Source organism: Micromonospora ureilytica (genome assembly GCF_015751765.1).
Taxonomy (GTDB): Bacteria; Actinomycetota; Actinomycetes; order Mycobacteriales; family Micromonosporaceae; genus Micromonospora; species Micromonospora ureilytica.
Map to the genome: position 1 here is coordinate 6515493 of NZ_JADOTX010000001.1, position 21857 is coordinate 6537349.

Annotated in this window: 30 protein-coding genes; 10 read left to right on the plus strand and 20 right to left on the minus strand. The window is 69.2% G+C overall.

The window, feature by feature from the left end:
• The first annotated feature begins 115 nt into the window (after positions 1–115).
• Both IW248_RS29905 and IW248_RS29910 read left to right on the plus strand, forming a co-directional pair.
• Entirely contained in the window at positions 116–619 is a 504-nt protein-coding gene (locus tag IW248_RS29905) for a hypothetical protein (protein WP_231396489.1), read from the plus strand.
• A gap of 93 nt (positions 620–712) precedes the next feature.
• Complete coding sequence (locus IW248_RS29910; RefSeq protein WP_196929583.1) at positions 713–1447, plus strand: Type 1 glutamine amidotransferase-like domain-containing protein; 735 nt, start codon at positions 713–715, stop codon at positions 1445–1447.
• A gap of 3 nt (positions 1448–1450) precedes the next feature.
• Here the strand turns inward: IW248_RS29910 and IW248_RS29915 are convergent, their stop codons facing one another.
• Positions 1451–2011: an exonuclease gene (locus tag IW248_RS29915; protein ID WP_231396490.1), complete on the minus strand. Its 561-nt coding sequence runs from the start codon at positions 2009–2011 to the stop codon at positions 1451–1453.
• A gap of 152 nt (positions 2012–2163) precedes the next feature.
• Here IW248_RS29915 and ychF point away from each other — a divergent pair, with 152 nt between their 5' ends.
• A complete protein-coding gene (ychF, locus tag IW248_RS29920) occupies positions 2164–3249 on the plus strand; it encodes a redox-regulated ATPase YchF (protein ID WP_124815243.1) in 1086 nt (361 codons plus the stop codon).
• 146 nt (positions 3250–3395) lie between these two features.
• On the opposite strand, the gene IW248_RS29925 is transcribed toward ychF, so the two are convergent.
• Genes IW248_RS29925 through IW248_RS29945 form a run of 5 tightly spaced genes read right to left on the minus strand, consistent with a single transcriptional unit; the run spans position 3396 to position 5764 of the window.
• Positions 3396–3653: a hypothetical protein gene (locus IW248_RS29925; RefSeq protein WP_030333696.1), complete on the minus strand. Its 258-nt coding sequence runs from the start codon at positions 3651–3653 to the stop codon at positions 3396–3398.
• A gap of 22 nt (positions 3654–3675) precedes the next feature.
• The gene (locus tag IW248_RS29930; RefSeq protein ID WP_196929585.1) at positions 3676–4302 is read right to left on the minus strand and encodes an EndoU domain-containing protein; all 627 of its coding nucleotides are present in this window, start codon (positions 4300–4302) and stop codon (positions 3676–3678) included.
• A gap of 10 nt (positions 4303–4312) precedes the next feature.
• A complete protein-coding gene (locus tag IW248_RS29935; RefSeq protein ID WP_196929586.1) occupies positions 4313–5038 on the minus strand; it encodes a WXG100 family type VII secretion target in 726 nt (241 codons plus the stop codon).
• Positions 5039–5057: 19 nt separating this feature from the next.
• Positions 5058–5372 carry a hypothetical protein gene (locus tag IW248_RS29940; protein WP_196929587.1) on the minus strand — a complete coding sequence of 105 codons (315 nt, stop codon included), beginning with the start codon at positions 5370–5372 and terminating at the stop codon, positions 5058–5060.
• On the minus strand, positions 5372–5764 hold the full coding sequence (locus tag IW248_RS29945; RefSeq protein WP_196919699.1) for a YbaB/EbfC family nucleoid-associated protein: 393 nt from the start codon (positions 5762–5764) through the stop codon (positions 5372–5374). Before IW248_RS29945 ends, IW248_RS29940 begins: the two co-directional genes overlap by 1 nt.
• A gap of 444 nt (positions 5765–6208) precedes the next feature.
• Here IW248_RS29945 and IW248_RS29950 point away from each other — a divergent pair, with 444 nt between their 5' ends.
• Positions 6209–6970, plus strand: a complete 762-nt coding sequence (locus tag IW248_RS29950; protein ID WP_196929588.1) for a DUF6928 family protein — start codon at positions 6209–6211, stop codon at positions 6968–6970.
• Positions 6971–6996: 26 nt separating this feature from the next.
• Here the strand turns inward: IW248_RS29950 and IW248_RS29955 are convergent, their stop codons facing one another.
• From IW248_RS29955 to IW248_RS29965, 3 genes are all read right to left on the minus strand, one after another.
• Complete coding sequence (locus IW248_RS29955) at positions 6997–7368, minus strand: hypothetical protein (protein WP_231396491.1); 372 nt, start codon at positions 7366–7368, stop codon at positions 6997–6999.
• A 20-nt stretch (positions 7369–7388) separates the two neighbouring features.
• The gene (locus IW248_RS29960; protein ID WP_196929589.1) at positions 7389–8153 is read right to left on the minus strand and encodes a hypothetical protein; all 765 of its coding nucleotides are present in this window, start codon (positions 8151–8153) and stop codon (positions 7389–7391) included.
• A 106-nt stretch (positions 8154–8259) separates the two neighbouring features.
• A complete protein-coding gene (locus tag IW248_RS29965) occupies positions 8260–8808 on the minus strand; it encodes a DUF3592 domain-containing protein (protein WP_196929590.1) in 549 nt (182 codons plus the stop codon).
• Between the two features lie 40 nt (positions 8809–8848).
• Between IW248_RS29965 and IW248_RS29970 the strand changes: the two genes are divergently transcribed.
• Positions 8849–9619, plus strand: coding sequence for a class I SAM-dependent methyltransferase (locus IW248_RS29970; RefSeq protein WP_196929591.1), 771 nt, complete (start codon positions 8849–8851; stop codon positions 9617–9619).
• A gap of 40 nt (positions 9620–9659) precedes the next feature.
• Here the strand turns inward: IW248_RS29970 and IW248_RS29975 are convergent, their stop codons facing one another.
• Both IW248_RS29975 and IW248_RS29980 read right to left on the minus strand, forming a co-directional pair.
• Entirely contained in the window at positions 9660–10466 is an 807-nt protein-coding gene (locus IW248_RS29975; RefSeq protein ID WP_196929592.1) for a nucleotidyltransferase domain-containing protein, read from the minus strand.
• A 60-nt stretch (positions 10467–10526) separates the two neighbouring features.
• Positions 10527–10901 carry a VOC family protein gene (locus IW248_RS29980; RefSeq protein WP_196929593.1) on the minus strand — a complete coding sequence of 125 codons (375 nt, stop codon included), beginning with the start codon at positions 10899–10901 and terminating at the stop codon, positions 10527–10529.
• A gap of 115 nt (positions 10902–11016) precedes the next feature.
• Between IW248_RS29980 and IW248_RS29985 the strand changes: the two genes are divergently transcribed.
• From IW248_RS29985 to IW248_RS29995, 3 genes are read left to right on the plus strand one after another with little or no spacing between them, the layout of a single operon-like run.
• Entirely contained in the window at positions 11017–11475 is a 459-nt protein-coding gene (locus IW248_RS29985) for an SRPBCC domain-containing protein (RefSeq protein WP_196929594.1), read from the plus strand.
• The gene (locus IW248_RS29990; RefSeq protein ID WP_196929595.1) at positions 11472–11822 is read left to right on the plus strand and encodes an ArsR/SmtB family transcription factor; all 351 of its coding nucleotides are present in this window, start codon (positions 11472–11474) and stop codon (positions 11820–11822) included. Before IW248_RS29985 ends, IW248_RS29990 begins: the two co-directional genes overlap by 4 nt.
• 2 nt (positions 11823–11824) lie before the next feature.
• The gene (locus tag IW248_RS29995) at positions 11825–12268 is read left to right on the plus strand and encodes an SRPBCC family protein (RefSeq protein ID WP_196929596.1); all 444 of its coding nucleotides are present in this window, start codon (positions 11825–11827) and stop codon (positions 12266–12268) included.
• Here the strand turns inward: IW248_RS29995 and IW248_RS30000 are convergent.
• From IW248_RS30000 to IW248_RS30020, 5 genes are all read right to left on the minus strand, one after another.
• The gene (locus IW248_RS30000; RefSeq protein ID WP_196929597.1) at positions 12198–13529 is read right to left on the minus strand and encodes an MFS transporter; all 1332 of its coding nucleotides are present in this window, start codon (positions 13527–13529) and stop codon (positions 12198–12200) included. The genes IW248_RS29995 and IW248_RS30000 overlap by 71 nt on opposite strands.
• An 82-nt stretch (positions 13530–13611) precedes the next feature.
• Complete coding sequence (locus IW248_RS30005) at positions 13612–13812, minus strand: hypothetical protein (protein ID WP_196929598.1); 201 nt, start codon at positions 13810–13812, stop codon at positions 13612–13614.
• Between the two features lie 100 nt (positions 13813–13912).
• On the minus strand, positions 13913–14647 hold the full coding sequence (locus tag IW248_RS30010; RefSeq protein WP_196929599.1) for a class I SAM-dependent methyltransferase: 735 nt from the start codon (positions 14645–14647) through the stop codon (positions 13913–13915).
• Positions 14648–14870: 223 nt separating this feature from the next.
• Positions 14871–15233, minus strand: a complete 363-nt coding sequence (locus IW248_RS30015; RefSeq protein ID WP_030337500.1) for a PH domain-containing protein — start codon at positions 15231–15233, stop codon at positions 14871–14873.
• A 117-nt stretch (positions 15234–15350) separates the two neighbouring features.
• Positions 15351–16235: a LysR family transcriptional regulator gene (locus IW248_RS30020; RefSeq protein ID WP_196929600.1), complete on the minus strand. Its 885-nt coding sequence runs from the start codon at positions 16233–16235 to the stop codon at positions 15351–15353.
• Between the two features lie 218 nt (positions 16236–16453).
• Here IW248_RS30020 and IW248_RS30025 point away from each other — a divergent pair, with 218 nt between their 5' ends.
• Positions 16454–16876, plus strand: a complete 423-nt coding sequence (locus tag IW248_RS30025; RefSeq protein WP_196929601.1) for a VOC family protein — start codon at positions 16454–16456, stop codon at positions 16874–16876.
• On the opposite strand, the gene IW248_RS30030 is transcribed toward IW248_RS30025, so the two are convergent.
• Positions 16863–17171 (minus strand): 4a-hydroxytetrahydrobiopterin dehydratase, encoded by a 309-nt coding sequence (locus IW248_RS30030; protein WP_196929602.1) that lies wholly within the window; start codon positions 17169–17171, stop codon positions 16863–16865. The genes IW248_RS30025 and IW248_RS30030 overlap by 14 nt on opposite strands.
• 183 nt (positions 17172–17354) lie before the next feature.
• Here IW248_RS30030 and IW248_RS30035 point away from each other — a divergent pair, with 183 nt between their 5' ends.
• Positions 17355–17798, plus strand: a complete 444-nt coding sequence (locus IW248_RS30035) for a (deoxy)nucleoside triphosphate pyrophosphohydrolase (RefSeq protein ID WP_196929603.1) — start codon at positions 17355–17357, stop codon at positions 17796–17798.
• A 144-nt stretch (positions 17799–17942) separates the two neighbouring features.
• Here IW248_RS30035 and IW248_RS30040 read toward each other — a convergent pair whose 3' ends face one another.
• From IW248_RS30040 to sdhC, 3 genes are read right to left on the minus strand one after another with little or no spacing between them, the layout of a single operon-like run.
• Entirely contained in the window at positions 17943–19007 is a 1065-nt protein-coding gene (locus IW248_RS30040) for a succinate dehydrogenase/fumarate reductase iron-sulfur subunit (RefSeq protein ID WP_196929604.1), read from the minus strand.
• The gene (locus IW248_RS30045; RefSeq protein ID WP_196929605.1) at positions 19004–20932 is read right to left on the minus strand and encodes a fumarate reductase/succinate dehydrogenase flavoprotein subunit; all 1929 of its coding nucleotides are present in this window, start codon (positions 20930–20932) and stop codon (positions 19004–19006) included. Before IW248_RS30045 ends, IW248_RS30040 begins: the two co-directional genes overlap by 4 nt.
• Before the next feature lie 12 nt (positions 20933–20944).
• On the minus strand, positions 20945–21751 hold the full coding sequence (sdhC, locus tag IW248_RS30050) for a succinate dehydrogenase subunit SdhC (RefSeq protein WP_112583731.1): 807 nt from the start codon (positions 21749–21751) through the stop codon (positions 20945–20947).
• Positions 21752–21857: the final 106 nt, after the last annotated feature.

Here is a 21857-nt window from a genome sequence, read left to right on the forward strand (position 1 = left end):
AGATACAGACGTCCCAGGTCATCGTCGCTATCCACGATCGGTGGGGTTTTTCGGCCCGAAAGTGTCGGTCGTGCCGGGTAGCGTCCGGCCACCAACTGAAGAAGGGGTGCGGCGGATGACGAGCGTGGCGGGTTGGGCGGCGGCGTCGACACCTGGTGCGTTCCCGCCGTTACCCCGGGCGGTGGCGCAGTCCTTCTACCGCCGGATGCGGGCCGTCGCGCCGGCCGCCAAGGGCGCCCTCGAACGGGACCGGGCGGGCGACCCCGAGCAGAGTTTCCCCGACACCGCCTGCGGCCGGTTGGCCGGCTCGCTCGACGACGCGGGCCTGCGGGCGCTGGGGATGTGGACGCACCACTGGTGCATGCGCTTCTACGACGATGACACGAGGGCTGGCCGGCGGTTGATCCGCGAGATCGCCGCGCGGCCGGGGCTGGGCTGGACGGCCGACGAGGTGCGCTGGATGCTGCGCGAGTCTGTCTCGGCCGGGCCGGCCGCCGCCGACCGGTTCACCCTTCCTCGCGCCGCCGCCGCGCAACTGCCCCCGGCCGACCGCCCGGCCCTGGGTCATTGGCCCGAGGTCGAGGTGCCCCGCCAGCGGCGCCCCGACCAGTCTCGCTGATCATGGGATGAGGTTCGGCCCCGGGCCGAGCGGCCGGGACGCCGGCTGCGGCAGGATGGACGCCGCACCGCCCTCGACCGGAAGGCCGCTCCGATGCCCGCCAGCGAACCGACAATCATCGCCACCAGCATGGGCTTCTTCCGGGGCGGCCGCGGGCCCTACGACCTGCGTCCCAGCCCGGTCTTCGAGCTGGCGGCAGAGCTGGCCGAGGCCGGTCCGCAGCCGCGACTCTGCTATCTCGGGCAGGCCATCGGCGACCAGCCCACCTCGTTGACAGCCGTCTACGGCGCGTTCGCCGACACCCGGTTCCGGCTGTCCCACCTCGCCCTGTTCCCGATGCCGAACGTCGAGGACGTCCGCGCCCACCTGCTCGCCCAGGACGTGATCTGGGTCGACGGTGGCAGCGTGGCCAACCTGGTCGCGGTGTGGCGGGTGCACGGGCTCGACGAGATCCTGCACGAGTGCTGGCAGGCCGGCGTGGTGCTGGCCGGCGTCTCCGCCGGCTCGATCTGCTGGCATGTCGGCGGTGCCACCGACAGCTTCGGCCCCCGGCTGCGCGGCTTCACCGACGGCCTGGCCTGGCTGCCGTACGGCAACGGGGTGCACTACGACAGCGAGGGCCAGCGCCGCCCGCTCATGCACGAGCTGGTCGGTGACGGCACGCTCCCCACCAGCCACTGCACCGACGACGGCGTGGGCCTGGTCTACCGGGGCACCCGGCTGGTCGAGGCAATCGCGGACCGCGAGGGCGTCTCGGCGTACGAGGTCAGTCGCGGCGCGGACGGCAGCGTCCGGGAGGCGGTCATCGCCCCCCGTCAGCTCGGCTGAGCGTCACGCCTCCTCGACCGGCTGTCGTCGGCGCAGCACCGCGTCGAAGACCTGGGCCAGCTCGGCGGCGTCCTCCCCGGCGTGGTGCGTGTGCGGCATGTCGTGCAGGCCCAGCTCGTGCTTGATCGTGCCCTGGCGGGTCGTGGCCCACTCGCTGCCGGTCAACCCCATCCAGTAGCTGCGGAGATCGACACCGGAGCCGGTCGCACCGAACGGGCTGTGGCCGACGAAGCGGACGAAGTACCAGTGCACGAACATGCCGTCCCAGACGGCCGGGGCGGCGAGGAAGACCGGACGGCCGACCCGGCGCAGCCCGTTGACCCAGGCCGCCGCGGCGGACATCGCCTCCTGCGCCGTGGGCGCCTCCCGCAACAGCCGGTCCCGATCCAGGCCGGAGACGGCCAGCGCCGCCGGGACGAACTCGTCGGAGATGGGACGCAGCTCGGTGTAGAAGGTCAGGTCCGGGCGGCCGGCTACGGCCATGCCCAGCGAGATCATGCTGTACGGCCCGGGGATCGGCCCGTCCGCCTCCACGTCGACGGCGATGTACAGCTCAGGCAACATCGAGGTCATCCCACCTCCAGCAGCGGAACATCGAACCGGGAGATTAGCAACGCCGGACAGGGCCCGGGGGGAGCGACGATCGACCACCTGTCCCGCGCCGAATCGGAGCCGCCTGGACCGGCCCGGCCGGGACCGGCGTAAGCTGGCCCGTCGTGAGTCTTACCATCGGCATCGTCGGCCTGCCCAACGTCGGCAAGAGCACGCTTTTCAACGCGTTGACCAAGAACGACGTGCTGGCGGCGAACTACCCGTTCGCCACCATCGAGCCCAACGTCGGCGTGGTCGGGCTGCCCGACGAGCGGCTGGGCAAGCTGGCCGAGATCTTCTCCTCGCAGAAGGTGCTGCCGGCGCCGGTGTCGTTCGTCGACATCGCCGGCCTGGTCCGCGGCGCGTCGAAGGGGCAGGGCCGGGGCAACGCCTTCCTGGCCAACATCCGCGACGCCTCGGCGATCTGTCAGGTCGTCCGTGCCTTCTCCGACCCGAACGTGGTGCACGTCGACGGCAAGATCTCCCCGGCCGACGACATCGAGACGATCAACACCGAGCTGATCCTCGCCGACCTGCAGACCCTGGACAAGGCGCTGCCCCGGTTGGAGAAGGAGGCCAAGCTCCGCAAGGACCGGGCCGCAGCGGTCGCCGCCGCGAAGGCCGCGATCGAGGTCCTCGACGGTGGCACCACCCTCTACTCCGGGGCCGCCGCCGCCAAGATCGAGCTGGAGCACCTGCGCGAGCTGCACCTGCTCACCACCAAGCCCTTCCTGTACGTCTTCAACGTCGACGAGGCCGAGCTGGCCAACGAGACGTTCCTCGACGAGCTGCGCGCCCTGGTCGCCCCCGCCGAGGCCATCTTCATGGACGCCAAGATCGAATCCGAGCTGGTGGACCTGCCCGAGGACGAGGCCCGCGAGCTGCTGGAGTCGATCGGGCAGAACGAGCCCGGCCTCAACCAACTCGTCCGGGTCGGCTTCCGCACGCTCGGCCTCCAGACGTACCTCACGGCCGGCCCCAAGGAAGCGCGCGCCTGGACCGTCTCGGTCGGCGCCACCGCGCCGGAGGCCGCGGGTGTCATCCACAGCGACTTCCAGCGCGGCTTCATCAAGGCCGAGGTGGTCTCGTACCACGACCTGGTCGAGCACGGTTCGATGGCAGCAGCCAAGGCGGCGGGCAAGGTCCGCATCGAGGGCAAGGAGTACGTCATGCAGGACGGCGACGTGGTGGAGTTCCGCTTCAACGTCTGAATCCGACCCGTTGCCGCAGGTCAGTAGTAGTCGTGCCGGTAGGGGCCGGCGAAGCGGGTCGTGAACTGCCGCTCAATCCGCATGGGGGGGGAGTGACACCTTCCGCAGTCGGATGGGTTCGAGGGACCCGATCTACGCTTCCGCCGTCAGTCCGAGGTCCGGATCTGCTCCAGGCGCGTCAGAGGCTCCTGGAGGTACTCCATGAGCTCCCGCAGCGCGTCCTTCTCCGCCGTGGTGATCACAACGCCCTCCTCCCACACGGCGCCGACGAGCGTCGTGATCGCCAGGTCCCAGGCCCCGGCGCCGGCGGCGTCCCGGACGATCGGCAGGTACTTCGGGCTGATCTTGGGTGCGAGCTGGTCGATGATCCGGAGGGTGCGCCGGATGTAATCGTTGACTTCCATGGGTCTCCCGTGGGTGCGGTGGTTAGGGCAGCGGGTTGGTGGTGACGCCCTCGCCGCTGACGGGGTGGCCGCCGGAGATGCTGCCGTCCTTGTCCAGGGTAACTTTGCAGGTGATGCCGTCGCGAGTGCCGATGACGACCCAGCCGTCGCCGCCGGGACGCGCCTGAGGGCGGCTGTCGGGGTTGGCGGCGATGCTCTTGAACCAGCCCTCGACCTGCTCCTTGGTGGTGCCGGGCGGGAAGCGCGTCTTGCCGGGCTCGGTGGAGGAGGGCTTGTGGTCGCCATTGCCCTTGCCGTCGCCGTCCCAGATCTTGTCCATCGCCCCGTCGCCCATCTGACCGAAGCGGTCCATGTCGTACAGGGCGTCGGCGAACTCGGGGTCGTCCCAGGGGTTGGTCCTCTTGGGCGCCTCGGGCTCGGATGGGTCGGCGTCCTTCGGGCGGCCCGCCTGGGCGCGCTCGATGCCGTGCTGCTGGGCTGGTCCCACGCGCTTGGGCATCATTGCGGGGTTGAACTTGGGACGCTTGGGGCCATCGCCGTCACCGCCGTGCGGTGGGGTGGGGACTGAGGGGTGCTTGTGGAGGCCCGCCACAGCGAACAGGACCACCAGGGCGGCGGTGGTCCGCAGAGCCGCCATGAGTTGTCGCATCGTGGGCCGCCTAGACGTCGAGGAGTGCGCGAAGGGCGGAGAGGCTGCTGATCAGGCCCATCAGCCAGCCGAAGATGCGGCCGGTCCAGCGGAGGACGGCCATCGCGAGCTGGGAGACAACCAGCGGTGTGGCGAAGCCGAGAGAGAAGACCACCTCGGCCAGCCACACCACGACCTTGGCGATGCAGTCGGCGATGAAGGCGCGCACCACCTCCCGCACCGTCTGCACCAGGACCCCCGCGCCACGGGTCGCGGCACCCATGCCGGCGGCCGTGCCCGCGAAGATCCCGGCGACGTCGATGTTGATGGTCAGCATGTCGCGGTAGGCGTCGGCGGCCGCGCCCTGCCATCCGTCGAGGTCGCCGACCAGCCGCGCCTTGAGGTCCTCGGCGATGGAGAACAACTCATTGGCCATGTTGTCCCAGGTCAAGGCGTGCGTCTCGATGGTCTGGGGATCGCCGGCCAGCCAGTCGAGTGCCTGCTTCAGTGGCTCGACCTGCTCGATGGCCCACTCGATGCCCATCGACAGGAGCGTGCTGAACGGGTCGATGACGATGGACGCCCCGTCGAGAGCGGCGCCCAAGCCCGCGACTGAGCCGTCGATCCAGCTGCCGGAGTCGATGGCGTCCTTGATGCCCATGTAGTCGTCGGCCAGCGGCAGGCCGGTCCAGCCGTCGCGGTGCGCGGCGCTTGTCGAAGCGATGTCGGAGGTCGTGGCGACCAGTGGGTTGCTCATGAGAGGGCGCCGGGCCGGCTCAGGTCGCGGAGTGGAAGGAGTTGAAGCCGTCGGTGTTCGACTCCTCGGCCCGGTCGTAGGCGTCGGCGTTTTTCTTGATTCCCGCGGCGAGCAGCGCGATGTTCTCGGCGAGCATCCCCACACCCTTGTCCTGGTCCCGGTGGCGTCCCTCCAGGATGGGCGGTAAGAACTGGCAGAGCTGCCCGTACGCATCATCGGCCTGGAAAATGGTGCCGCTCGCGGCCATGACGGCGGCAAAGCGGTCGTGAATGGCCGACATGGCCGTGGCGTGCGCGCGCAGCGCCTCGACGTCGACCTCGAACCCCCCGTGCATCAGTAACGCCCCTCTTCGTCCTCGGTGTCCGCGGTCCGGAATCCGGCCAGCAGGGCCCGGCCGGTCGCCGAGTCGGCGCCGACCGTCTCCCGCACGACCTCGGCGGCGGCCTCGGCGAGCTTGACCCGCGCGTTGCGATAGGCGCCCATGATCGCCTGCTGCGTCTGCTCCAGGCTCACGCGCTGCGCCCGCGCGGAGAGCCGGACGTCGGCCATCGCCCCCGTGGAGTCGACGGTGACCTCGACGATCCCGTGGGCGTCGCTGGCCGTGACCCGCAGCGCGCCCAAGCCGGCAGCGGCGGCCTGCGTGTCGGCTGCCCGGCGCACGGCGTTGGCCTGCCATGCCTCGAGGCGTTCGCGCGCATCCTCGGCGTCCAACAGCGGATTGACCATCGCGCCTCCGTCTCCGTTGACGAGCAGGGGATTCAGAGGCGCCAGTGTAGCTGCGGCCCGCCACACCAGGATTGCCGAGCGAATGCGGCGTGATCCGGTCACTGTGGATCGCGGCAACGTGGGTGCTGACCCTAAGAAAAAGCAGGTCAGCTGCCGTGTTTGAGCGGCTGACCTGGTGGGCGACGGACGAGTCGACCTGTACGCCGGATTCCGTACTGTGGCAACCATGCCGAGCGGCCTGCCTCTCCTCCTGCTGGACGTCGACGGGGTTCTGAACCCGTTCGGGGCTGACCAGTGTCCATCCGGCTACGAGGAGTTCGACTTCTTCCCGGACGAGGAGCCGGTACGGCTGTGCCGCGCTCACGCGGCTTGGCTTCGGGAGCTGGGTGACCGGTTCGAGATAGCCTGGGCAACCGGGTGGGGTGCCGAGGCGAATGGAGGGACGTGGGCGCGAAGACAGCCCTGCTGGCATTCGCCGATGGAGATTTGCGTCCCGCGTTGTATGGGGCGACGCGCTCGGAGCTATCCGAGACCGAAACGCTGGTACGTCAGATCCATCCGGGCCGCGTCGTGGAGCCCTTCGACGAGAGCACGTTGTTCAACGACGTCTACCCGCCAGATGACATCACGTACGCCACGAAGCTGGCCGGGGCCGAGCTGTACTGCGACCGGCGGCTGGCGCTCGACCGTCCGTCCGAGCTGCCGGAGCACCTGCGCGAAGCGGGAGCGGGCAGGCGGATCATCATGCACGGGATGCACTCGGTCGTGGACTGGCTCAGCTTCGCCGTCTGGGAAGACGGCTCGCTCATCAGATCGCTGAGCCTGTCGCCCGACGGCGGTATCCGGGAGTACATCGGCAAGCCGTACGACTTCGAGCTGCCCTACTGGGCAGGCGAGCATCCTGTTGAGCCTGTACCGGGCTGGGCCGATCAAGCGCCGTACCCACTGCCGTTCCATCCCCTCGCGCTGGGCGAGCAAGCATTGCGCGCGCTGTTCGGCTTCGTCGTCGAGGGGCATGCCGAGTCGGACGACATCGACGCCGAGGCTTTTCACCTGCACGGCTTCCGCGTGACCGACCCGTCCGGCGAGGAACAGGCCGCGCGTGAAGCCGCATACGCGCAGGCACGACGGGCCATGGGTGCGCCGCGGAGGTTCCGGTTGGGACCGGACGGGGCGATGCACGAGGTCAGCCTCGAAAGCTCCTGATTCGCCGTCCCTCGGTCGGCGGAGTGTCACGCAGGCCGTGATACCGGACTGCACGTGTCTGGTCCCACCTGGTGCTTGACGCATCCGTCCCAGCTGATGTTGACCGGACGGTGGACCGGCCCGGTGTACTCGGTGAGGGTGAACCGGCGCTGGTCGTCGGCGGCGTGGACGGTGACGTCGAAGGTGCTTCCGTCTTCGAAGCGCAGCGTGAAGACGGGGTCGAGGTCGCAGAGGAACGCGAAGCCGTCGCGTTCTTCGTCGATTTCGCCGACCAGGCGGCCGTGGGCTTCCCAGCCGGCGTCGCTGGCAGTGATCACGGCGGTCACCTCGGCGCTGCCGAACAGTGTGGACGAGTTGGCCCACCAGTCCAGCCAGCAGCGGACCTCGAAACGATCCATGGCCATCACCTCTTCGAAGATCAGACTCGGGCCGGACGACAGTCGGTCCTGCGTGGGTCGGTGAGTTTTACTGTTGCGGTGCGCACTCGTCTCGTTCTCTGCGCCACCTTGCTGCTGGCGGGTGTGGCGACGGCAGGTGGCGGACTCATGGTCGCCTTGGGATCCATCGAGCAGCCAGGACCCTTCAACGAGGCGATACTGGGTGCGGTGGGCATGGGAATGATCGGCGCGGGTTTCCGCCGTTGGAGGAAGGCGATCACTACCCGCACTTCCTCAGCCGTCGTCGCCACTTTGCGGAGTACATCCGTGACCGCCGTGGACCCGTTGCAGGTCTCCGCACCCGAAGCTCCGGGTTGGCTGCGGCGCCAGTGACAGACACGCCCGCCAGTGGGTGTTCGGCGGTCAGCCGGGTCCACCCTCACCCGTGGTCGTCGAAGCGCAGGAGCGCCCACGGTAACGCCGTACGCCATCCGGGCAGTTCGAAGGCCCACGCCGTGAGCACGGAACTCCTCCGAGGGCAGGCTTTCCAGAGTGGGTTCCACCGCCGGGTCGGATAGCGGGAACGGGGCCTCCGGCACAATCCCGTACCGCTGTTCGTACTCGGTCGCCGCGCCCTGGGCCCCCGAATCACGGGCGATCAGCACGTCCGCGAGCGACGCCGCCGCCATGAAGACCCCGTCCGAGCCGCGGAGCTGGACGTGGCGCAGCGCCCACCGGTCGGTGCCCAGTTCGTCGTAGTTCCAGCGGTCGTCATCTGGCCAGTACCAACGGACGTAGGTGGGCATGTGGCTAGTGTTGCGCGTCGTCAGTTCCCGAGCTGACCGGGAAGCGGAGCGTGTGGTGGAGGCTTCGTTCCCGCTGCGGATCGCGAGATCAGTCCAGGTTCGGCCGTCACCGGCTCGGCTTGCGTTTTTCCCCGGCCCTTGCGTTCGCGAACTGTCGTCGGCGCTGGTCTCGTTGCTGCCGCTGCCAGTCGTGTCGCTGGCGGTCGCGTCGGCGCTGGTAGCCACGGGCGATGACGGCCAGCGCCATCCACCCGGACAGGACCAGGCCGGCCGCCCCGACCACCCCTTGCAGCCGGCCCCGATGCCCGCTGAGGATGTCGAAATCGGTGACGAAGTCCCCAGGATCGTTGGGGTTGACCCAGATTCGCACCGCGCTGCCGGCCGGCAGACAGACCTCCCAACAGCCAACCTCGGCCTGACGCTGAGCGCCGGCGAACTCGTAGCGCAGGTGCATCGTGTTCCGCCGCTTGTGCACGAGCTCATCGACGACTGCCTGGGCTGGCACGCCATCGACCCGCAGTCGACGTCCCCAAGCATCGTTGTCCTGGGAGGTCTTGAACGGCAGCCACATCATGACCAACCCGACCGCGAGGCCGAATGCGTAGACGGGGTAGCGGACGCGCCACCAGCTCCGCAAGATCTGCACGGTGGTCATGGTCGCAGTCGATGTCGACAAACGGCGGTACGTTGACTGCATGACGGAACAGCTGCTCCGATCGTCGTTCGGCGCGGCGGCGACCGCGTACGCCGAGCACCGCCCGGACTACGCGCAGGCCGCGGTGCGGTGGGCGCTGGAGCCCGCGCCCGGCCTGCGCGTGCTCGACCTGGGCGCCGGCACCGGCAAGCTGTCCGCGACGCTGGTGGCGGTGGGCGCGGACGTCGTGGCGGTCGAGCCTGACCCGGCGATGCTCACCGAGCTACGCCGTGCGCTGCCTGGGGTCCGTGCCCTGCCCGGTAGCGCGGAGTCGATCCCGCTGCCGGATGCTTCCGTCGACGCCGTGCTGGCTGGCAACGCCCTGCACTGGTTCGACATGGCCGTCGCCGGGGCGGAAATCGCCCGGGTCCTCGCCCCCGGTGGCGTCCTGGCCGGTCTGTGGAACATCATGGACGACCGGATCGACTGGGTCGCCGGGCTCGAACGGGTCAGCGGGAGTGCGGCCATCGGCCCACGTGACACGTTGGGCAGTTGGCGCGCGGCGACGGCGGGGATGCTCGTTCCGAGCACCGGCCTGATCGCCCGGTTCAGGTCGGCGGAGCAGGTCGAGTTCCCGCACGGTCAGCGTCGTACCGCCGACTCGCTCGTCGCGACGCTCGCCACGCGGGCCGGGATGCTGGTCATGCCGGACGAGGAGCGAGCGGCCACGCTCGGTCGGGTCCGCGCCTTCCTCGGGAGCCGACCCGAAACCGCCCACGGCGAATTCACGCTGCCGATGCTGACCGGCGTGCTGCGCGCCCGGCGACGCTGACGGCCGGCGACCTGGCGAACCGACATCGGGGCGGGACAGGTCAGGGACGGGCCGCTTTCTCGCCGTGGACGGTCACGTACTCCGCGGCGAGCCAGGGCCCGAGGTCGTCGATGAGTTCGCGTAGCACGGCCGGGTCCGGCGAGGGCGTGCGGCCGATAACGGCAGCGCTACGCATCTGCTCCGCGCGTTCCGGATAGTGGAGCCCGAACGCCTCGGCGGACTGGGTGAGGTCGCTCGTCCAGCCTCCCCACCGCGGCATGACCAGCGTGAACCCCGTCCTGACGATGCGCCGCGCGACGACCCGGCTGAGGGCCTTCCGTTGCTGGTCGGTGTTCGCTTCGGCGGCCTGACGGCGCCACCCGGGAAGCGCAAGGGACAGGTCGCCGTTCGTCTCGCGGGCGAGCAGGGGAGTGGGCCGATAGCGGGGGAGTTGGTCGGCGAGGTCGTCGCCCAGCAGGGGAGTGCACAGGCAGGCGACGAAGAAGCCAAGGTCGTGCCGCTCAAGCTCGCTGAGCAGCGTACGTGCACTGAACAGCAGGATGCCCACGCCGTCGATCTGCGGAAAGGACCGGTCGAGGTCGTGCTCGATCCTGGTGGCGGCCGCCCGGTCGGCCTCGGTTGGTTCGGTGCGCAGGGCGAGAAGCAGGTCGAGGTCGGAGACGCCGAGGATGGCGGTGCCGCGCGGGATGCTGCCGTAGATGTAGGCGCTGTGCAGCCGACCACAGTCGAACGATTCGGCTATCCGAGCGCGGGCCGCGTCGACTACACCGGCGAAGGCGGCCGGGACCCGGCTCAGTGCACCCTCGCGCGCAATCCATCCCTCGACGTCCAGTCCTGCTCCGGCCATGGCGACACTCTGCCGGAACTGGCGAGGACGCTCAGCCCCCGCCCGGGCGACCTTGGAGTCCTACTGCTCGGCCCAGGCGCCCAGCTCGTTGCCGCTGGGGTCGGTGAAGTGGAACCGCCGGCCACCGGGGAACTCGTACGGCCCGTTCACCACCTGGCCGCCGGCTTCCTTCACGGCCTGCACGGATCGGTCCAGGTCGCTGGAGTAGAGCAGCACGAGTGGGCCGCCCGCCCGGACCTCCCTGTCCAGACGGAGACCACCCACCTCGGGCGCGGAGTCGCCGTGTGGGCTGCGGATGCCTGCGTACTCCGGCCCGTAGTCGTTGAACTGCCAACCGAACGCGTCCGTGTAGAAGCGCTTGGCCACGGCGAGGTCGGTCACCGTGAGCTCGACGTAGTCGATGGCGTGGTGTTGGTGCGTCGACGGCTCAGACATGCCCGGCATTGTGCACCCGGGGTACGACGGAACCGCGATGTGCAACGAAAGGTTGCGCGATGGGCGTGAGTTGTCGTAGGTTCAGTGCAACCAAAGGTTGCGAAAGGTTGTGAGCATGGAACAGGGAACGATCGAACGCGACATTCACGTCAACGCGTCCCCCGAGGTCGTCTTCGAGGTGGTCAGCCAGCCCGAGCACATGCGGGAGTGGTGGCCCGACGACGCGCGGTTCGAGTCGATCGCCGGAGCGCCCGGCGAGCTGGTGTGGCGCGACGGTGACACCGGCGAGACGAAGACCGTCGCGCTCGCCGTCGTCGAGGTCGACCCGCCGAAGCGGTTCTCCTTCCGGTGGTGCTTCACGGAGCCGGACCGGAGTGGGCAGGCGCTGCTCGTCACCTTCGACCTGGTGCCCAGTGGCGTGGGGACCCTGATCCGGATGACCGAGACCGGCTTCCGCGAGCTGGGTTGGGAGGTCGCCGTCCTGGAAGAGCAGTACCGCGACCACGAGAACGGTTGGGACCACTACATGCCCCGGCTGGGCGCGTACGTTGCGCGGCTGGTCGCGACCCCGTGAGCACCTCGGTCGACGACGAGCTGTGGTCGGCGATCGGCGACCCCATTCGCCGTACGATGATCGATCTTCTTCTCTCTGACGGACCGGGCACGGCCACCTCGTTGAGCAGGCGGCTACCCGTCACCCGGCAGGCGGTGTCGAAGCACCTGGCGGTCCTGGACCGGGTTGGGCTGATCCACGCCGAGCCGGCTGGACGCGAACGTCATTACCAGGTGGACGAGGAGCAACTCGCCCGCGCGGTCGCCCAGTTGTCGGCGGTCGGCTCGACCTGGGACGCCCGACTCCGTCGGATCAAGCGCATCGCCGAAACTTTCGAACGCCACCGCACCAACAACCAGGGAGGCTGAAAATGGTCGACATCCTGCACCAGGTCGGCGTCGTCGCTCCGCTCGCCGACGTCTACCGGACGGTGGCGACCCCCGAGGGCGTCGCCGGCTGGTGGTCGGTCGACACGACCGGCAAGACCGAGGTCGGCGGGCAGTTGGCCGTCCACTTCGGTGACGACGGCGGGTTCGACCTGGAGATCCTTGAGCTGGACCCCGCCGGCCGGGTGCGGTGGCAGGTCGTCGGTGGCCCCGACGAATGGATCGGCACCGAGATCAGCTGGCGTCTCGACCAGCGAGGTCGGTACACGATCGTCGACTTCACGCACGCGGGTTGGCGTGCGCCGACCGAACTCATGCACGAGTGCAGCACCAAGTGGGCGATCTTCCTGATGAGTCTCAAGGAGCTGGTGGAGACGGGACGCGGCCGGCCGGCGCCGAACGACGTCCAGATCGGCGACGGGCACTGACCTCGGTGCCGGCCGGATCGCCGGGGGTTCGCGCGCTCCGCCGTGAGAGCGCGAAACCCCCGGTGACCAGGCCGAGGGTCACGATGGCCACGGCGCAGAGCAGCAGCGTCGGTCGGGGGCCGACGGCACCCACCAGTGGCCCACCCAGAATGGTGCCCAGTGGCACCGCCAGCACGAGGATGGCACCGTTCGCGGCGAGCACCGCGGGCAGTTGGTCGGTCGACGTGCTGCGCTGGAACAGCGCCATCGACGTGGACATGTACGGGGCCCAGATGAGGCCCGCCAGGGCGAACGCCGGCAACGACACGCCGACGGGTGCCCCCAGGCCGAGCGGCAGCATGGCGACGCCGAACGCGACGACGATGCCGATGGTGGTGGCTCGCAGTGGCCAACGGCGAAGGTGACCGGCGACCAGACCTCCGGCGAGACCGCCGATGCCGAAGGCGGTGTAGTACGCGCCGAGCAGCGTCGCGGACGCATGCAGGTCGTCGGTGATGTGGATCGGCATCGCCACGTACACCGGTCCGAAGAGGAAGAAGAACCCGAGGCTCAGCACCAGCAGGCCCAGCAGGGCGGGGTTCTGGCGGATGACCGCGAAACCGGCCGTCCGCGAGGCGTCGCGCCCGGACCGTGCGGGTCCGCCGTTGGCGGGTAGGGCGAGACGGTACGTGAGGGCCAGCGCGGCGAAGGTGGCGGCGTCGATGGCGAGGACCCACACCGGCCCCGCCCAGCTGATCAGAATGCCCGCCAGCGGCGGGCCGACGATGATGGCGAACCCTCCGATGGTGCTGAGTACGGCGTTGGCCGGCAAGTGGTGTCGCTGCGGCAGCAGTTCGGCGATCAGGGTGAACCGGCCGGCGGAACCCCACGAGTGCAGTAACGCCGACGCGGCCAGCAGGACGACGTACAGCCAGACGGTGAGCACACCGGTGAGGTGCGCGAGGGGGATCGCCGCAAGCGCGCTGGCCCGCAGGATGGCGTCCCACCCGGCGAGCTGGGCGCCGCTACGCCCCCGCAGCAGCCGGCCGAAGACAACGGTCCCGGCCGCGCTGGGCAGCGTGTACGCCGCCATGGCCAGCGCGATCCAGGTGAACCGCTGATCGTGCGGGGCGAGTTGGATGGCGAGCCAGGTCACCGCGACCACCGCCATACCGTCGCCCAACGCGGAGACGGCCAGCCCGGGCAGGACGCGCCGGAGCTGAGGATGACTGAGCACCGGCCAGTACGGCGAGGAGCGCGGGAATCGGGAGGCGTCCGGCATGCTGTCAGCACACCCGGCGCGGGACCTACGAATCAACAACTACTGCTACCAGCAGAATCAGCCAAGTGCGAAAAGGCCTGACTTACCGGTCCGGGCCATCGTTTCCGCGGGCGGTGCGGGAGGACGAGCCGATGGCCGCCACGATCGAACCCACCGAGGCGAGCGCCATCACCACCGTGCCGGCCGTGTCGGCACCGCCGTCCCCGGCAACCTTGAGGGTGATGCCGGCGGCCATCAGGACGACCGACAGGGCCAGGACTGCGTGGACAGCTCGTCTGCTCATGGCGGCCTCTCACTTCCGGGGGCGGCGGGAGATCGACTCGGGTTCCTCGACGTCGCGGCGATGACACCCCGACTTTCCGGAACCCGAGTCGACCAAACCGCTACTCCGCCCGGTAGACGGAGATGTGCGACGGGCTGTCGGCCTGGAACGGTCGTCGGTGCCAGTCGGCGTACCGCTCGGTGAGCCGGAGCCCGGCCTGCTGCGCCATCTCGTCGATCTGGTGCGGCCAGGCGTACCGCATGGCGAACGGCTTCAGGTGCACACCGTCCGCGTCGAACGTGATGGTCTGCCGGATGAATCGCTGCGCCGGCCGGTCGTACCGGTGCAGTCGGATCGTCGCGGAGTTTTCGGTGACGGCACGCACCTGCACCTCCTCGTCCGAGTCGAAGCTGCGCGGGTCGGGCACGAACGTCTCGATGACGAACGCGCCGCCGGGCGACAGCACCCGGGCGACGTTGCGGAAGCAGTCCGCCTGCCGCTCGGCGTCCACCAGGTTGAACAGGGTGTTGAAGACCAGGTACGCGAGCCGGAACTCACCCGGCACGGGTACGTCCGCCATGTCGGCGACGACCACCGGGATCCGCTCGCCGCCGGGTTTCGCCCGCAACTGGGCGAGCATCTCCTCGGACGCCTCGACGCCGTGCACGGCGAGGCCGCGCTCGGCCAGGGGAAGTGCTACCCGGCCGGTGCCGATCGCCAGTTCGAGAACCGGACCGCCGTCGGCCAGGTCGGCCAGGAAGTCAACGGCGGGGGCCGGGTCGGGGTTGGTGCCGCCGTCGTCGTATCCGGCGGCCCACAGCCGGCCGAAGAGGCCGGGATCGTCGAAGACCGACATCAGCGGCCTCCGGGGTTGGGGTCAGTGGCGCCCAGCGGCGCCAGGGGAGCAGTCCTGCTCACGAAGTCTCGATTCCTCGGGTCGGATGACTGTGGGTTCGGGGGACCTCGTTGTGTTGGGCATGATGGCTGCTCCCTTCGCGCGACTGTCGAGTCAGGACATCAGAGACGGCGTGGGCCCGGCAAGGCGATTACGCCAGCCGGGCCCACGACGGGACGTGCCGTCAGGAGATGTGGTGCAGGATCACGTTGTGCACGTGGTGGCTCTTCTGCGCGCCACGGAACTCCACCTCGTAGGTGTGCGTGCCGACGTGGATGGCGATGGCGCCGGTGGAGAAGAACGACCCACCCCACGACTTGTTGCTGACAACGCTCACGCTGGTGATCTTCGAGTACGGGATGCTGGTGATCGCGAACCGCTTCCCGACGAACGAGCGGTCCTGGATGATCACTCGGCGGTCGGTCAGCCCGATGAACCCGGTGCCGGTGCCGACGGCGTCGTAGACGGCGATGATCTGCTCGCCTTCGAGGAGGCCGCTCTCGATCTGCTGGACCTGCTCTTTGCGGTCGTACGCGATGTTCGCCATGTGATCCAGGCTAGAAAACCGGTGCCAACGTGCCCACCCGGGCGAGAGGCGCGCAGCTCGGCCTCCGTGCGAAAGCACAGGGTCGAAGACTCCCAGGGTGGCGGAACTCGGCGTGTCTCATCGGGGGTTCGCGTCGGTCGCGGCGCGGACGAACTCGCGTACCCGGGTGGTGGTGTTGCTGGGCAGCCAGACCGGCCCGCGTTCGATCGGTGGCGCGTCGTGGATGGGCACGTACGCCACGTCGGGGCGCGGGTAGTAGCGCCGCGTGTGCTCGCCCACCGGCAGGACGCCCCGGCCCAGCGCGACCAGGGACAGCATCTCGGAGAAGGTGTTCCCGGCGGGCCCTCGCGGCACCGGCCGGCCGGAAGGGGTGCGCTCCGGGGTGCGGTCCCGCTTGAACTCGACCGAGGTCACGGTCGGGTACTGCACCACCGGGTGGTCGGCGAGCACCTCCAACGACACCGACAGCTCCCGGGTGAGCGGGTGACCCGCCGCCACCGCCAGCGCCCGGCCTTCGGAGAGCAGCGCCGGGCCGGTGGCCATGCCATCAAAGGGGTACGAGGCGATCAGCACGTCGGTGGAGCCGTCTAGCAGCCCGGATCGGGTGGTGGACAACTGCGCCTCGTGCACCTCCACCCGGCAGTCGGGGTGCCGTTCACCGAACAGAGCCACTGCCCGGAGCAGCACCGGCGCGGTCCACTCGCCGAGGAACGCCACTCGTAGCGTCCCGGTGACGCCCCGGGCAGCGTCCATCGCGCGGCGGACGGCCTCGTTCATCTCGGCGACCAGCGGGGCCAGCTCGTCGGCGAGTTGCCGGCCGATCGGGGTCAGCCGGACGACGCGACTGGTGCGGGCGAACAGCGGTGCGCCGACCCGGCGTTCCAGCTTCTTCACGATGTGGCTGACCCGGCCGGTGCTGACGGTCAACCGCTCGGCGGTCCGGCCGAAGTGAAGTTCCTCCGCGAGCGTCAGGAACGTCTCGACCTCGTACCGCTCCAGCACAGCACTCCCATCGTTGACCTGAGGGCAACGATGGTAGCGGCATCAGGTCTTGGTCGGCGTCCCTCGTCCGGGGATCGTGAACGCGGCAGGCACCACCGAGCGAAAGGCTCTGACGTGAGCATTGACGACTACCTGACCGGCCTGGCCGGCCCACTTCGCGAGATCGGCGAGAAGCTCGTGGCGGCCAACCTGCTCGTGGCGGCCAACCTGGAGGAGGCGTGAGCGCGGTGCGGGTCACCGGTTTCGACCACCTGGTGCTGACCGTCGCCGACGTGGAACGGTCCCTGGACTTCTACTGCGGCCGGCTCGGGCTGACGCCGGTACGGGTCGACGAGTGGCGTGCGGGCACGGCCCCGTTCCCGTCGGTGCGGATCAGCCCCGGCAGCATCATCGACCTCGTCCGAGGGGAGCCGCAGGGCGCGAACGTGGACCACTTCTGCCTGGTGGTGGCACCACTGGACTGGGCGCAAGTGATCGAGTCGGGGGTCTTCACGGTGCTGACCGGTCCGGTCAGCCGGTTCGGCGCCCGCGGTTCGGCGACCTCGATCTACGTGCAGGACCCGGATGGCAACTCGGTGGAGCTGCGCTGGTACCCGCAGGACGCAGGGTCGGCTTCGGGAATGGTCGTCAGGGCTCGGTGACCGCCCGGTACGCGTCCTCGATGCGGGCGGCCAACAGGATCTCGCCCTCGGTCAGGGGGTCGCCGCTGCCGTGCCCGACCCGGATCTGGGTGCTGTCGGCCCGGCGGCTGATCTCGGGCCGCAGATGCAGTGCATCCGCGACGACCTTGACGCGTTCAGTTAGTGCGGCGTGTTGGGTATCGTCGATCACGAGCGTTCGTCGGATCTGCTCGCCTTCGCGTGTCCAACCAGATAGCAAGGTCAACGCGTCGGAAAGGTAGTCGTGCTTGGCCCTGCTGTTGAACAGCACGCGCATCACCGCACCCCCCAAGCGCCGTTGCCGGCTTGTGGCCAAATCGTCGCCATCCCGTGTCTTGTCGGTGTCTCCTAGTCTCTCGCTGCTCGGAAGGGGTGTCCACGCCCACACTTCCGTGTCTTATTGGCCTAGCGGACGGCTACGGTACCCAAACCGCCGATTGATCTGGCACCCTGGACGCCCGTGCAGACCGAACGGGCGAATGGTGGCGGGCAGGCCGAACGACGGGACCTGAAGGTGATCGTCGGTGCGGCGATCATCCGGGATGGGCGGGTGCTCGCCTGTGCGCGTTCCGCCCCACCCGAGGTAGCGGGCATGTGGGAATTTCCGGGCGGAAAGGTCGAGCCGGGGGAGGCCGAGACCGACGCGCTGATCCGGGAGTGCGCCGAGGAGTTGGCCGTACGCGTCGAGATCGGTGAGCGGGTCGGCCGCAACGTACGGATGGCGCACGGCCGCTCGGTGCTCAAGGTGTACGCGGCCCGCCTGCTCGGCGGCGACCAGCCACAGGCGCTGGAGCACGAGGCGCTCCGGTGGCTCACCGCCGACGAACTGGACTCGGTCACCTGGCTCCCCGCCGACGCCCCCATCGTGGCAGCCCTCCGCCCCCTCCTCCTCAACTCGCGTTGATCATGAAGTTATTGCCACCGCCCGCGGCGTGTCGTGGCAATAACTTCATGATCAACGGCGGGGGCGGGGGCGGGGCGGGGGTGGGGTGGGGGAGTGAGACGGGGGCCGTGGCGATAGCCACGGCCCCCGTTGTTGTTCGGGTGGTTAGTGCTTGTTGTCCTGCTCCGGGTGGGCGAAGTTGAGGTGCTCCGGAGGCAACGGGAAGGTCACGTCGTCGCCGAACGGCGACGGCGCGGCGGCCCGGTCGAAGGTGAGCTCGGTCAGCGGAAGCTTGCCCCGGTCGTCGACCGCCGGAGCGGTCGGGTGGGGCACCTCCCGGTGCCAGTTGACGCCGCTCTGCGCCTGCGCCTCGGCCTGCGAATCGTGGGAACCACCCGCATGCGAGTGCACCCCACCTCGGGCGGAGCCCGGCGTCGCCGAGCCCTGACGGGCGGAGGTCACGCTGGTCTGGGGCGTCTCGCCCCGACGGAAGATCTTGCTACCAAGCCACACAAGGGGATCGTACCTGCGGTCGACGACCCGTTCCTTCATGGGGATGATCCCGTTGTCAGTGATCTTGATGTGCTCGGGGCAGACCTCGGTGCAGCACTTGGTGATGTTGCAGAAGCCGAGGCCCTGTTCGGCCTGCGCGTACTCTTTGCGGTCGGTCCGCGCGTCCAGCGGGTGCATGTCCAGCTCGGCCGCCCGGATGAAGTACCGCGGGCCGGAGAACGCCTGCTTGTTCTCGTCGTGGTCACGGATCACGTGGCAGACCGTCTGGCACAGGAAGCACTCGATGCACTTGCGGAACTCCTGCGAGCGCTCGACGTCGACCTGCTGCATCCGGTAGTCACCCGGGGCCAGGTCGGCCGGAGGGGCGAACGCCGGGGTCTCCCGTGCCTTCTCGTAGTTGAACGAGACGTCGGTGACCAGGTCCCGGATGACCGGGAAGGTACGCAGCGGGGTGACCGTGACGGTCTCGTCGTCGCCGAAGGTCGACATCCGCGTCATGCAACCCAACCGCGGCTTGCCGTTGATCTCCATGGAGCAGGAGCCGCACTTGCCGGCCTTGCAGTTCCACCGGCAGGCCAGGTCGGGCGCGTCGGTGGCCTGCAGACGGTGGATGACGTCGAGGACGACCTCGCCCTCGTTCACCTCCACCATGTAGTCCTGGAGGTCACCGCCGGTCTCGTCGCCCCGCCAGATCCGGAACTGACGCTTCGCGCTCATCGGTTGTCCGCCTCTCCAGCGTCGGCAACGAGGGCGTCGAAGTCGGCGATCTCCTCGTCGGTGAGGTACTTGGCCAGCTCGGCCCGGTCGAAGAGGCCGATCAGCTCCGGCCGCATCTTCGGCAGCGGCTTGCGGGTCAGTTGCACGGTGTCGCCGTCCAACGCGCAGACCAGGTTGACCTGCCGCCACTTCGGCTCCATGGCCGGGTAGTCCTCCCGGGTGTGCCCGCCACGCGACTCCTGCCGCTCCAGCGCCGCCTTCGCGGTGCACTCCGAGACCACCAGCATGTTGCGCAGGTCCAGCGCCAGGTGCCAGCCCGGGTTGTAGCGTCGGCCGCCGGCCGCGCTCACCTTTGCCACCCGCTCACGCAGCTCGGCGAGCCGGACCAGCGCGTCGGCCAGCTCACCCTCCCGGCGGATGATCCCCACCAGATCCCCCATGACCGCCTGGAGGTCCTGCTGCAGGGTGTACGGGTTCTCGCCGGTGTCCCGCTGCAGCGGAGCGAGGGCGGTCTCCACGGCGGCCTCGACCTCGTCCACTGCCACCTTCGGCCGGGCCGCCAGCCCGTCGGCGTAGCTGGCGGCGTGCCCGCCCGCCCGCTTGCCGAAGACCAGCAGGTCGGACAGGGAGTTGCCACCGAGTCGGTTGGAGCCGTGCATGCCGCCGGAGACCTCACCGGCGGCGAACAGCCCGCGTACGTGGCCGAAGGCGGCACCCGAATCCGGGTCCACCTCGACGCCGCCCATCACGTAGTGGCAGGTCGGCCCGACCTCCATCGGCTCGGCCGTGATGTCGACGTCGGCCAACTCCTTGAACTGGTGGTACATCGACGGCAGTCGGCGGCGGATCTCGTCGGCCGAACGTCGGCTCGCGATGTCCAGGAAGACACCACCGGCGGGGGAGCCCCGGCCGGCCTTGACCTCGCTGTTGATCGCGCGGGCCACCTCGTCGCGAGGCAGCAGCTCCGGCGGACGCCGGTTGTTGTCCGGGTCGGTGTACCAGCGGTCCGCCTCCTCCTCGGCCTCCGCGTACTGCTTACGGAAGACGTCGGGGACGTAGTCGAACATGAACCGCTTGCCCTCGGAGTTTTTCAGGACGCCACCGTCACCGCGCACCGACTCGGTGACCAGGATGCCCTTCACCGAGGGCGGCCAGACCATGCCGGTCGGGTGGAACTGGAGGAACTCCATGTTGATCAGCGTCGCCCCGGCGCGCAGCGCCAGCGCGTGCCCGTCCCCGGTGTACTCCCAGGAGTTCGAGGTGACCTTGTAGGAGCGCCCGACGCCACCGGTGGCCAGCACGACCGCCGGCGCCTCGAAGAGGATGAACTCGCCCGACTCGCGGTAGTAGCCGAACGCGCCGGCCACCCGGTCACCGTCGAGCAGCAGCTCGGTGATTGTCGTCTCGGAGAACACCCTGATCCGGGCGTCGTACGAGCCGAACTCCCGCTGGTCCTCCTGCTGAAGCGAGACGATCTTCTGCTGCAGGGTGCGGATCAGCTCAAGGCCGGTCCGGTCGCCCACGTGCGCCAGCCGCGGGTACTCGTGGCCACCGAAGTTACGCTGCGAGATCTTGCCGTCCTTGGTGCGGTCGAAGAGCGCACCGTACGTCTCCAGCTCCCAGATCCGCTGCGGCGACTCCTTCGCGTGCAGCTCGGCCATCCGGAAGTTGTTGAGGAACTTGCCGCCGCGCATGGTGTCGCGGAAGTGCACCTGCCAGTTGTCCCGGCTGTTCACATTGCCCATCGCGGCGGCCGCGCCGCCCTCGGCCATCACCGTGTGCGCCTTGCCGAACAGCGACTTGGAGATGATCGCGGTCTTCTTGCCAGCCAGCCGGGCCTCGATCGCCGCGCGCAGACCGGCGCCGCCGGCCCCGATGACGACGACGTCGTAGTGGTGTCGTTCGATGCGAGTGGTTGTGGTCATGTCAGGGGCCCTTTAGTTGATGAACCGCAGGTCGGAGAACCAGCCGGCAGCGAGCGCCATGATGTAGAAGTCGGCCAGCGCCAGGGTGCCGAGGGTGATCCAGGCGAGCTGCATGTGCCGGACGTTCAACGCCGAGACGAAGGTCCAGGCCTTGTACCGCACCGGGTGCTTGGAGAAGTGCTTGAGCCGGCCGCCGATGATGTGCCGGCAGGAGTGGCAGGAGATCGTGTACGCCCAGAGCATCACCACGTTGAGCAGCAGGATGATGTTGCCCAGCCCGAAGCCGAAGCCCTTCGGCGAGTGGAAGGCGAGGATCGCGTCCCAGGTGTTGATCAGCGAGATGATCGCGGCGGCGTAGAAGAAGTAGCGGTGCAGGTTCTGCCCGAGCAGCGGGAAACGGGTCTCACCGCCGTACTCCTTGTGCCCGTCCGGGACCGCGCAGGCCGGCGGCGACAGCCAGAACGACCGGTAGTAGGCCTTGCGGTAGTAGTAGCAGGTGAGCCGGAACAGCAGCAGGAACGGCAGGGTCAGCGCGGCGTCCGGGATGATCCACCAGCCGGGCAGGAACCGGCCGAAGTGCGAGGCTTCCTCGACACACCTGTCGGTCACGCACGGGGAGTAGAACGGGGTCAGGTAGTGGAACTGGTCCACCCAGTACCACTTGTGCATGAAGACCCGGACCGTCGCGTACGCGACCCAGGCGCTGAGCCCGATCACGGTGATCAGCGGGGCGAACCACCATCGGTCGGTACGCAACGTCTTCGCCGCGATGGCGGCGCGCGCCCGCGCCCCCCTCGGCCTCGTTGCCGTTGAAGTCATTCGAGTCGTCTCCTCGACGGGCCCGTACGGGCGGGCTGGTCTCTCTCCGGTCGGCACGCGGACCGGCGAACCCGCACCCGCTGCCACGTCATGCGCACACCAACGA

Excerpts from the sequence above, each read along its gene's own strand:
- IW248_RS29975 (WP_196929592.1), bottom strand. The coding sequence starts at position 10,466 with ATGGCCGGAGCAGGACTGGACGTCGAGGGATGGATTGCGCGCGAGGGT.
- IW248_RS29995 (WP_196929596.1), top strand. The coding sequence starts at position 11,825 with ATGGTCGACATCCTGCACCAGGTCGGCGTCGTCGCTCCGCTCGCCGAC.
- IW248_RS29925 (WP_030333696.1), bottom strand. The coding sequence starts at position 3,653 with ATGGAAGTCAACGATTACATCCGGCGCACCCTCCGGATCATCGACCAG.
- IW248_RS30015 (WP_030337500.1), bottom strand. The coding sequence starts at position 15,233 with ATGGCGAACATCGCGTACGACCGCAAAGAGCAGGTCCAGCAGATCGAG.
- IW248_RS29905 (WP_231396489.1), top strand. The coding sequence starts at position 116 with ATGACGAGCGTGGCGGGTTGGGCGGCGGCGTCGACACCTGGTGCGTTC.
- IW248_RS29985 (WP_196929594.1), top strand. The coding sequence starts at position 11,017 with ATGGAACAGGGAACGATCGAACGCGACATTCACGTCAACGCGTCCCCC.
- IW248_RS29940 (WP_196929587.1), bottom strand. The coding sequence starts at position 5,372 with ATGCACGGGGGGTTCGAGGTCGACGTCGAGGCGCTGCGCGCGCACGCC.
- IW248_RS30045 (WP_196929605.1), bottom strand. The coding sequence starts at position 20,932 with ATGACCACAACCACTCGCATCGAACGACACCACTACGACGTCGTCGTC.
- IW248_RS30010 (WP_196929599.1), bottom strand. The coding sequence starts at position 14,647 with ATGTCGGTCTTCGACGATCCCGGCCTCTTCGGCCGGCTGTGGGCCGCC.
- IW248_RS29955 (WP_231396491.1), bottom strand. The coding sequence starts at position 7,368 with ATGGATCGTTTCGAGGTCCGCTGCTGGCTGGACTGGTGGGCCAACTCG.
- sdhC (WP_112583731.1), bottom strand. The coding sequence starts at position 21,751 with ATGACTTCAACGGCAACGAGGCCGAGGGGGGCGCGGGCGCGCGCCGCC.
- IW248_RS29930 (WP_196929585.1), bottom strand. The coding sequence starts at position 4,302 with ATGCGACAACTCATGGCGGCTCTGCGGACCACCGCCGCCCTGGTGGTC.
- IW248_RS30005 (WP_196929598.1), bottom strand. The coding sequence starts at position 13,812 with ATGAGCAGACGAGCTGTCCACGCAGTCCTGGCCCTGTCGGTCGTCCTG.
- IW248_RS30030 (WP_196929602.1), bottom strand. The coding sequence starts at position 17,171 with ATGCGCGTGCTGTTCAACAGCAGGGCCAAGCACGACTACCTTTCCGAC.
- IW248_RS29935 (WP_196929586.1), bottom strand. The coding sequence starts at position 5,038 with ATGAGCAACCCACTGGTCGCCACGACCTCCGACATCGCTTCGACAAGC.
- IW248_RS29910 (WP_196929583.1), top strand. The coding sequence starts at position 713 with ATGCCCGCCAGCGAACCGACAATCATCGCCACCAGCATGGGCTTCTTC.
- IW248_RS29945 (WP_196919699.1), bottom strand. The coding sequence starts at position 5,764 with ATGGTCAATCCGCTGTTGGACGCCGAGGATGCGCGCGAACGCCTCGAG.
- IW248_RS29980 (WP_196929593.1), bottom strand. The coding sequence starts at position 10,901 with ATGTCTGAGCCGTCGACGCACCAACACCACGCCATCGACTACGTCGAG.
- IW248_RS30000 (WP_196929597.1), bottom strand. The coding sequence starts at position 13,529 with ATGCCGGACGCCTCCCGATTCCCGCGCTCCTCGCCGTACTGGCCGGTG.
- IW248_RS29960 (WP_196929589.1), bottom strand. The coding sequence starts at position 8,153 with ATGCCCACCTACGTCCGTTGGTACTGGCCAGATGACGACCGCTGGAAC.
- IW248_RS29965 (WP_196929590.1), bottom strand. The coding sequence starts at position 8,808 with ATGACCACCGTGCAGATCTTGCGGAGCTGGTGGCGCGTCCGCTACCCC.
- IW248_RS30040 (WP_196929604.1), bottom strand. The coding sequence starts at position 19,007 with ATGAGCGCGAAGCGTCAGTTCCGGATCTGGCGGGGCGACGAGACCGGC.
- IW248_RS29970 (WP_196929591.1), top strand. The coding sequence starts at position 8,849 with ATGACGGAACAGCTGCTCCGATCGTCGTTCGGCGCGGCGGCGACCGCG.
- IW248_RS29915 (WP_231396490.1), bottom strand. The coding sequence starts at position 2,011 with ATGTTGCCTGAGCTGTACATCGCCGTCGACGTGGAGGCGGACGGGCCG.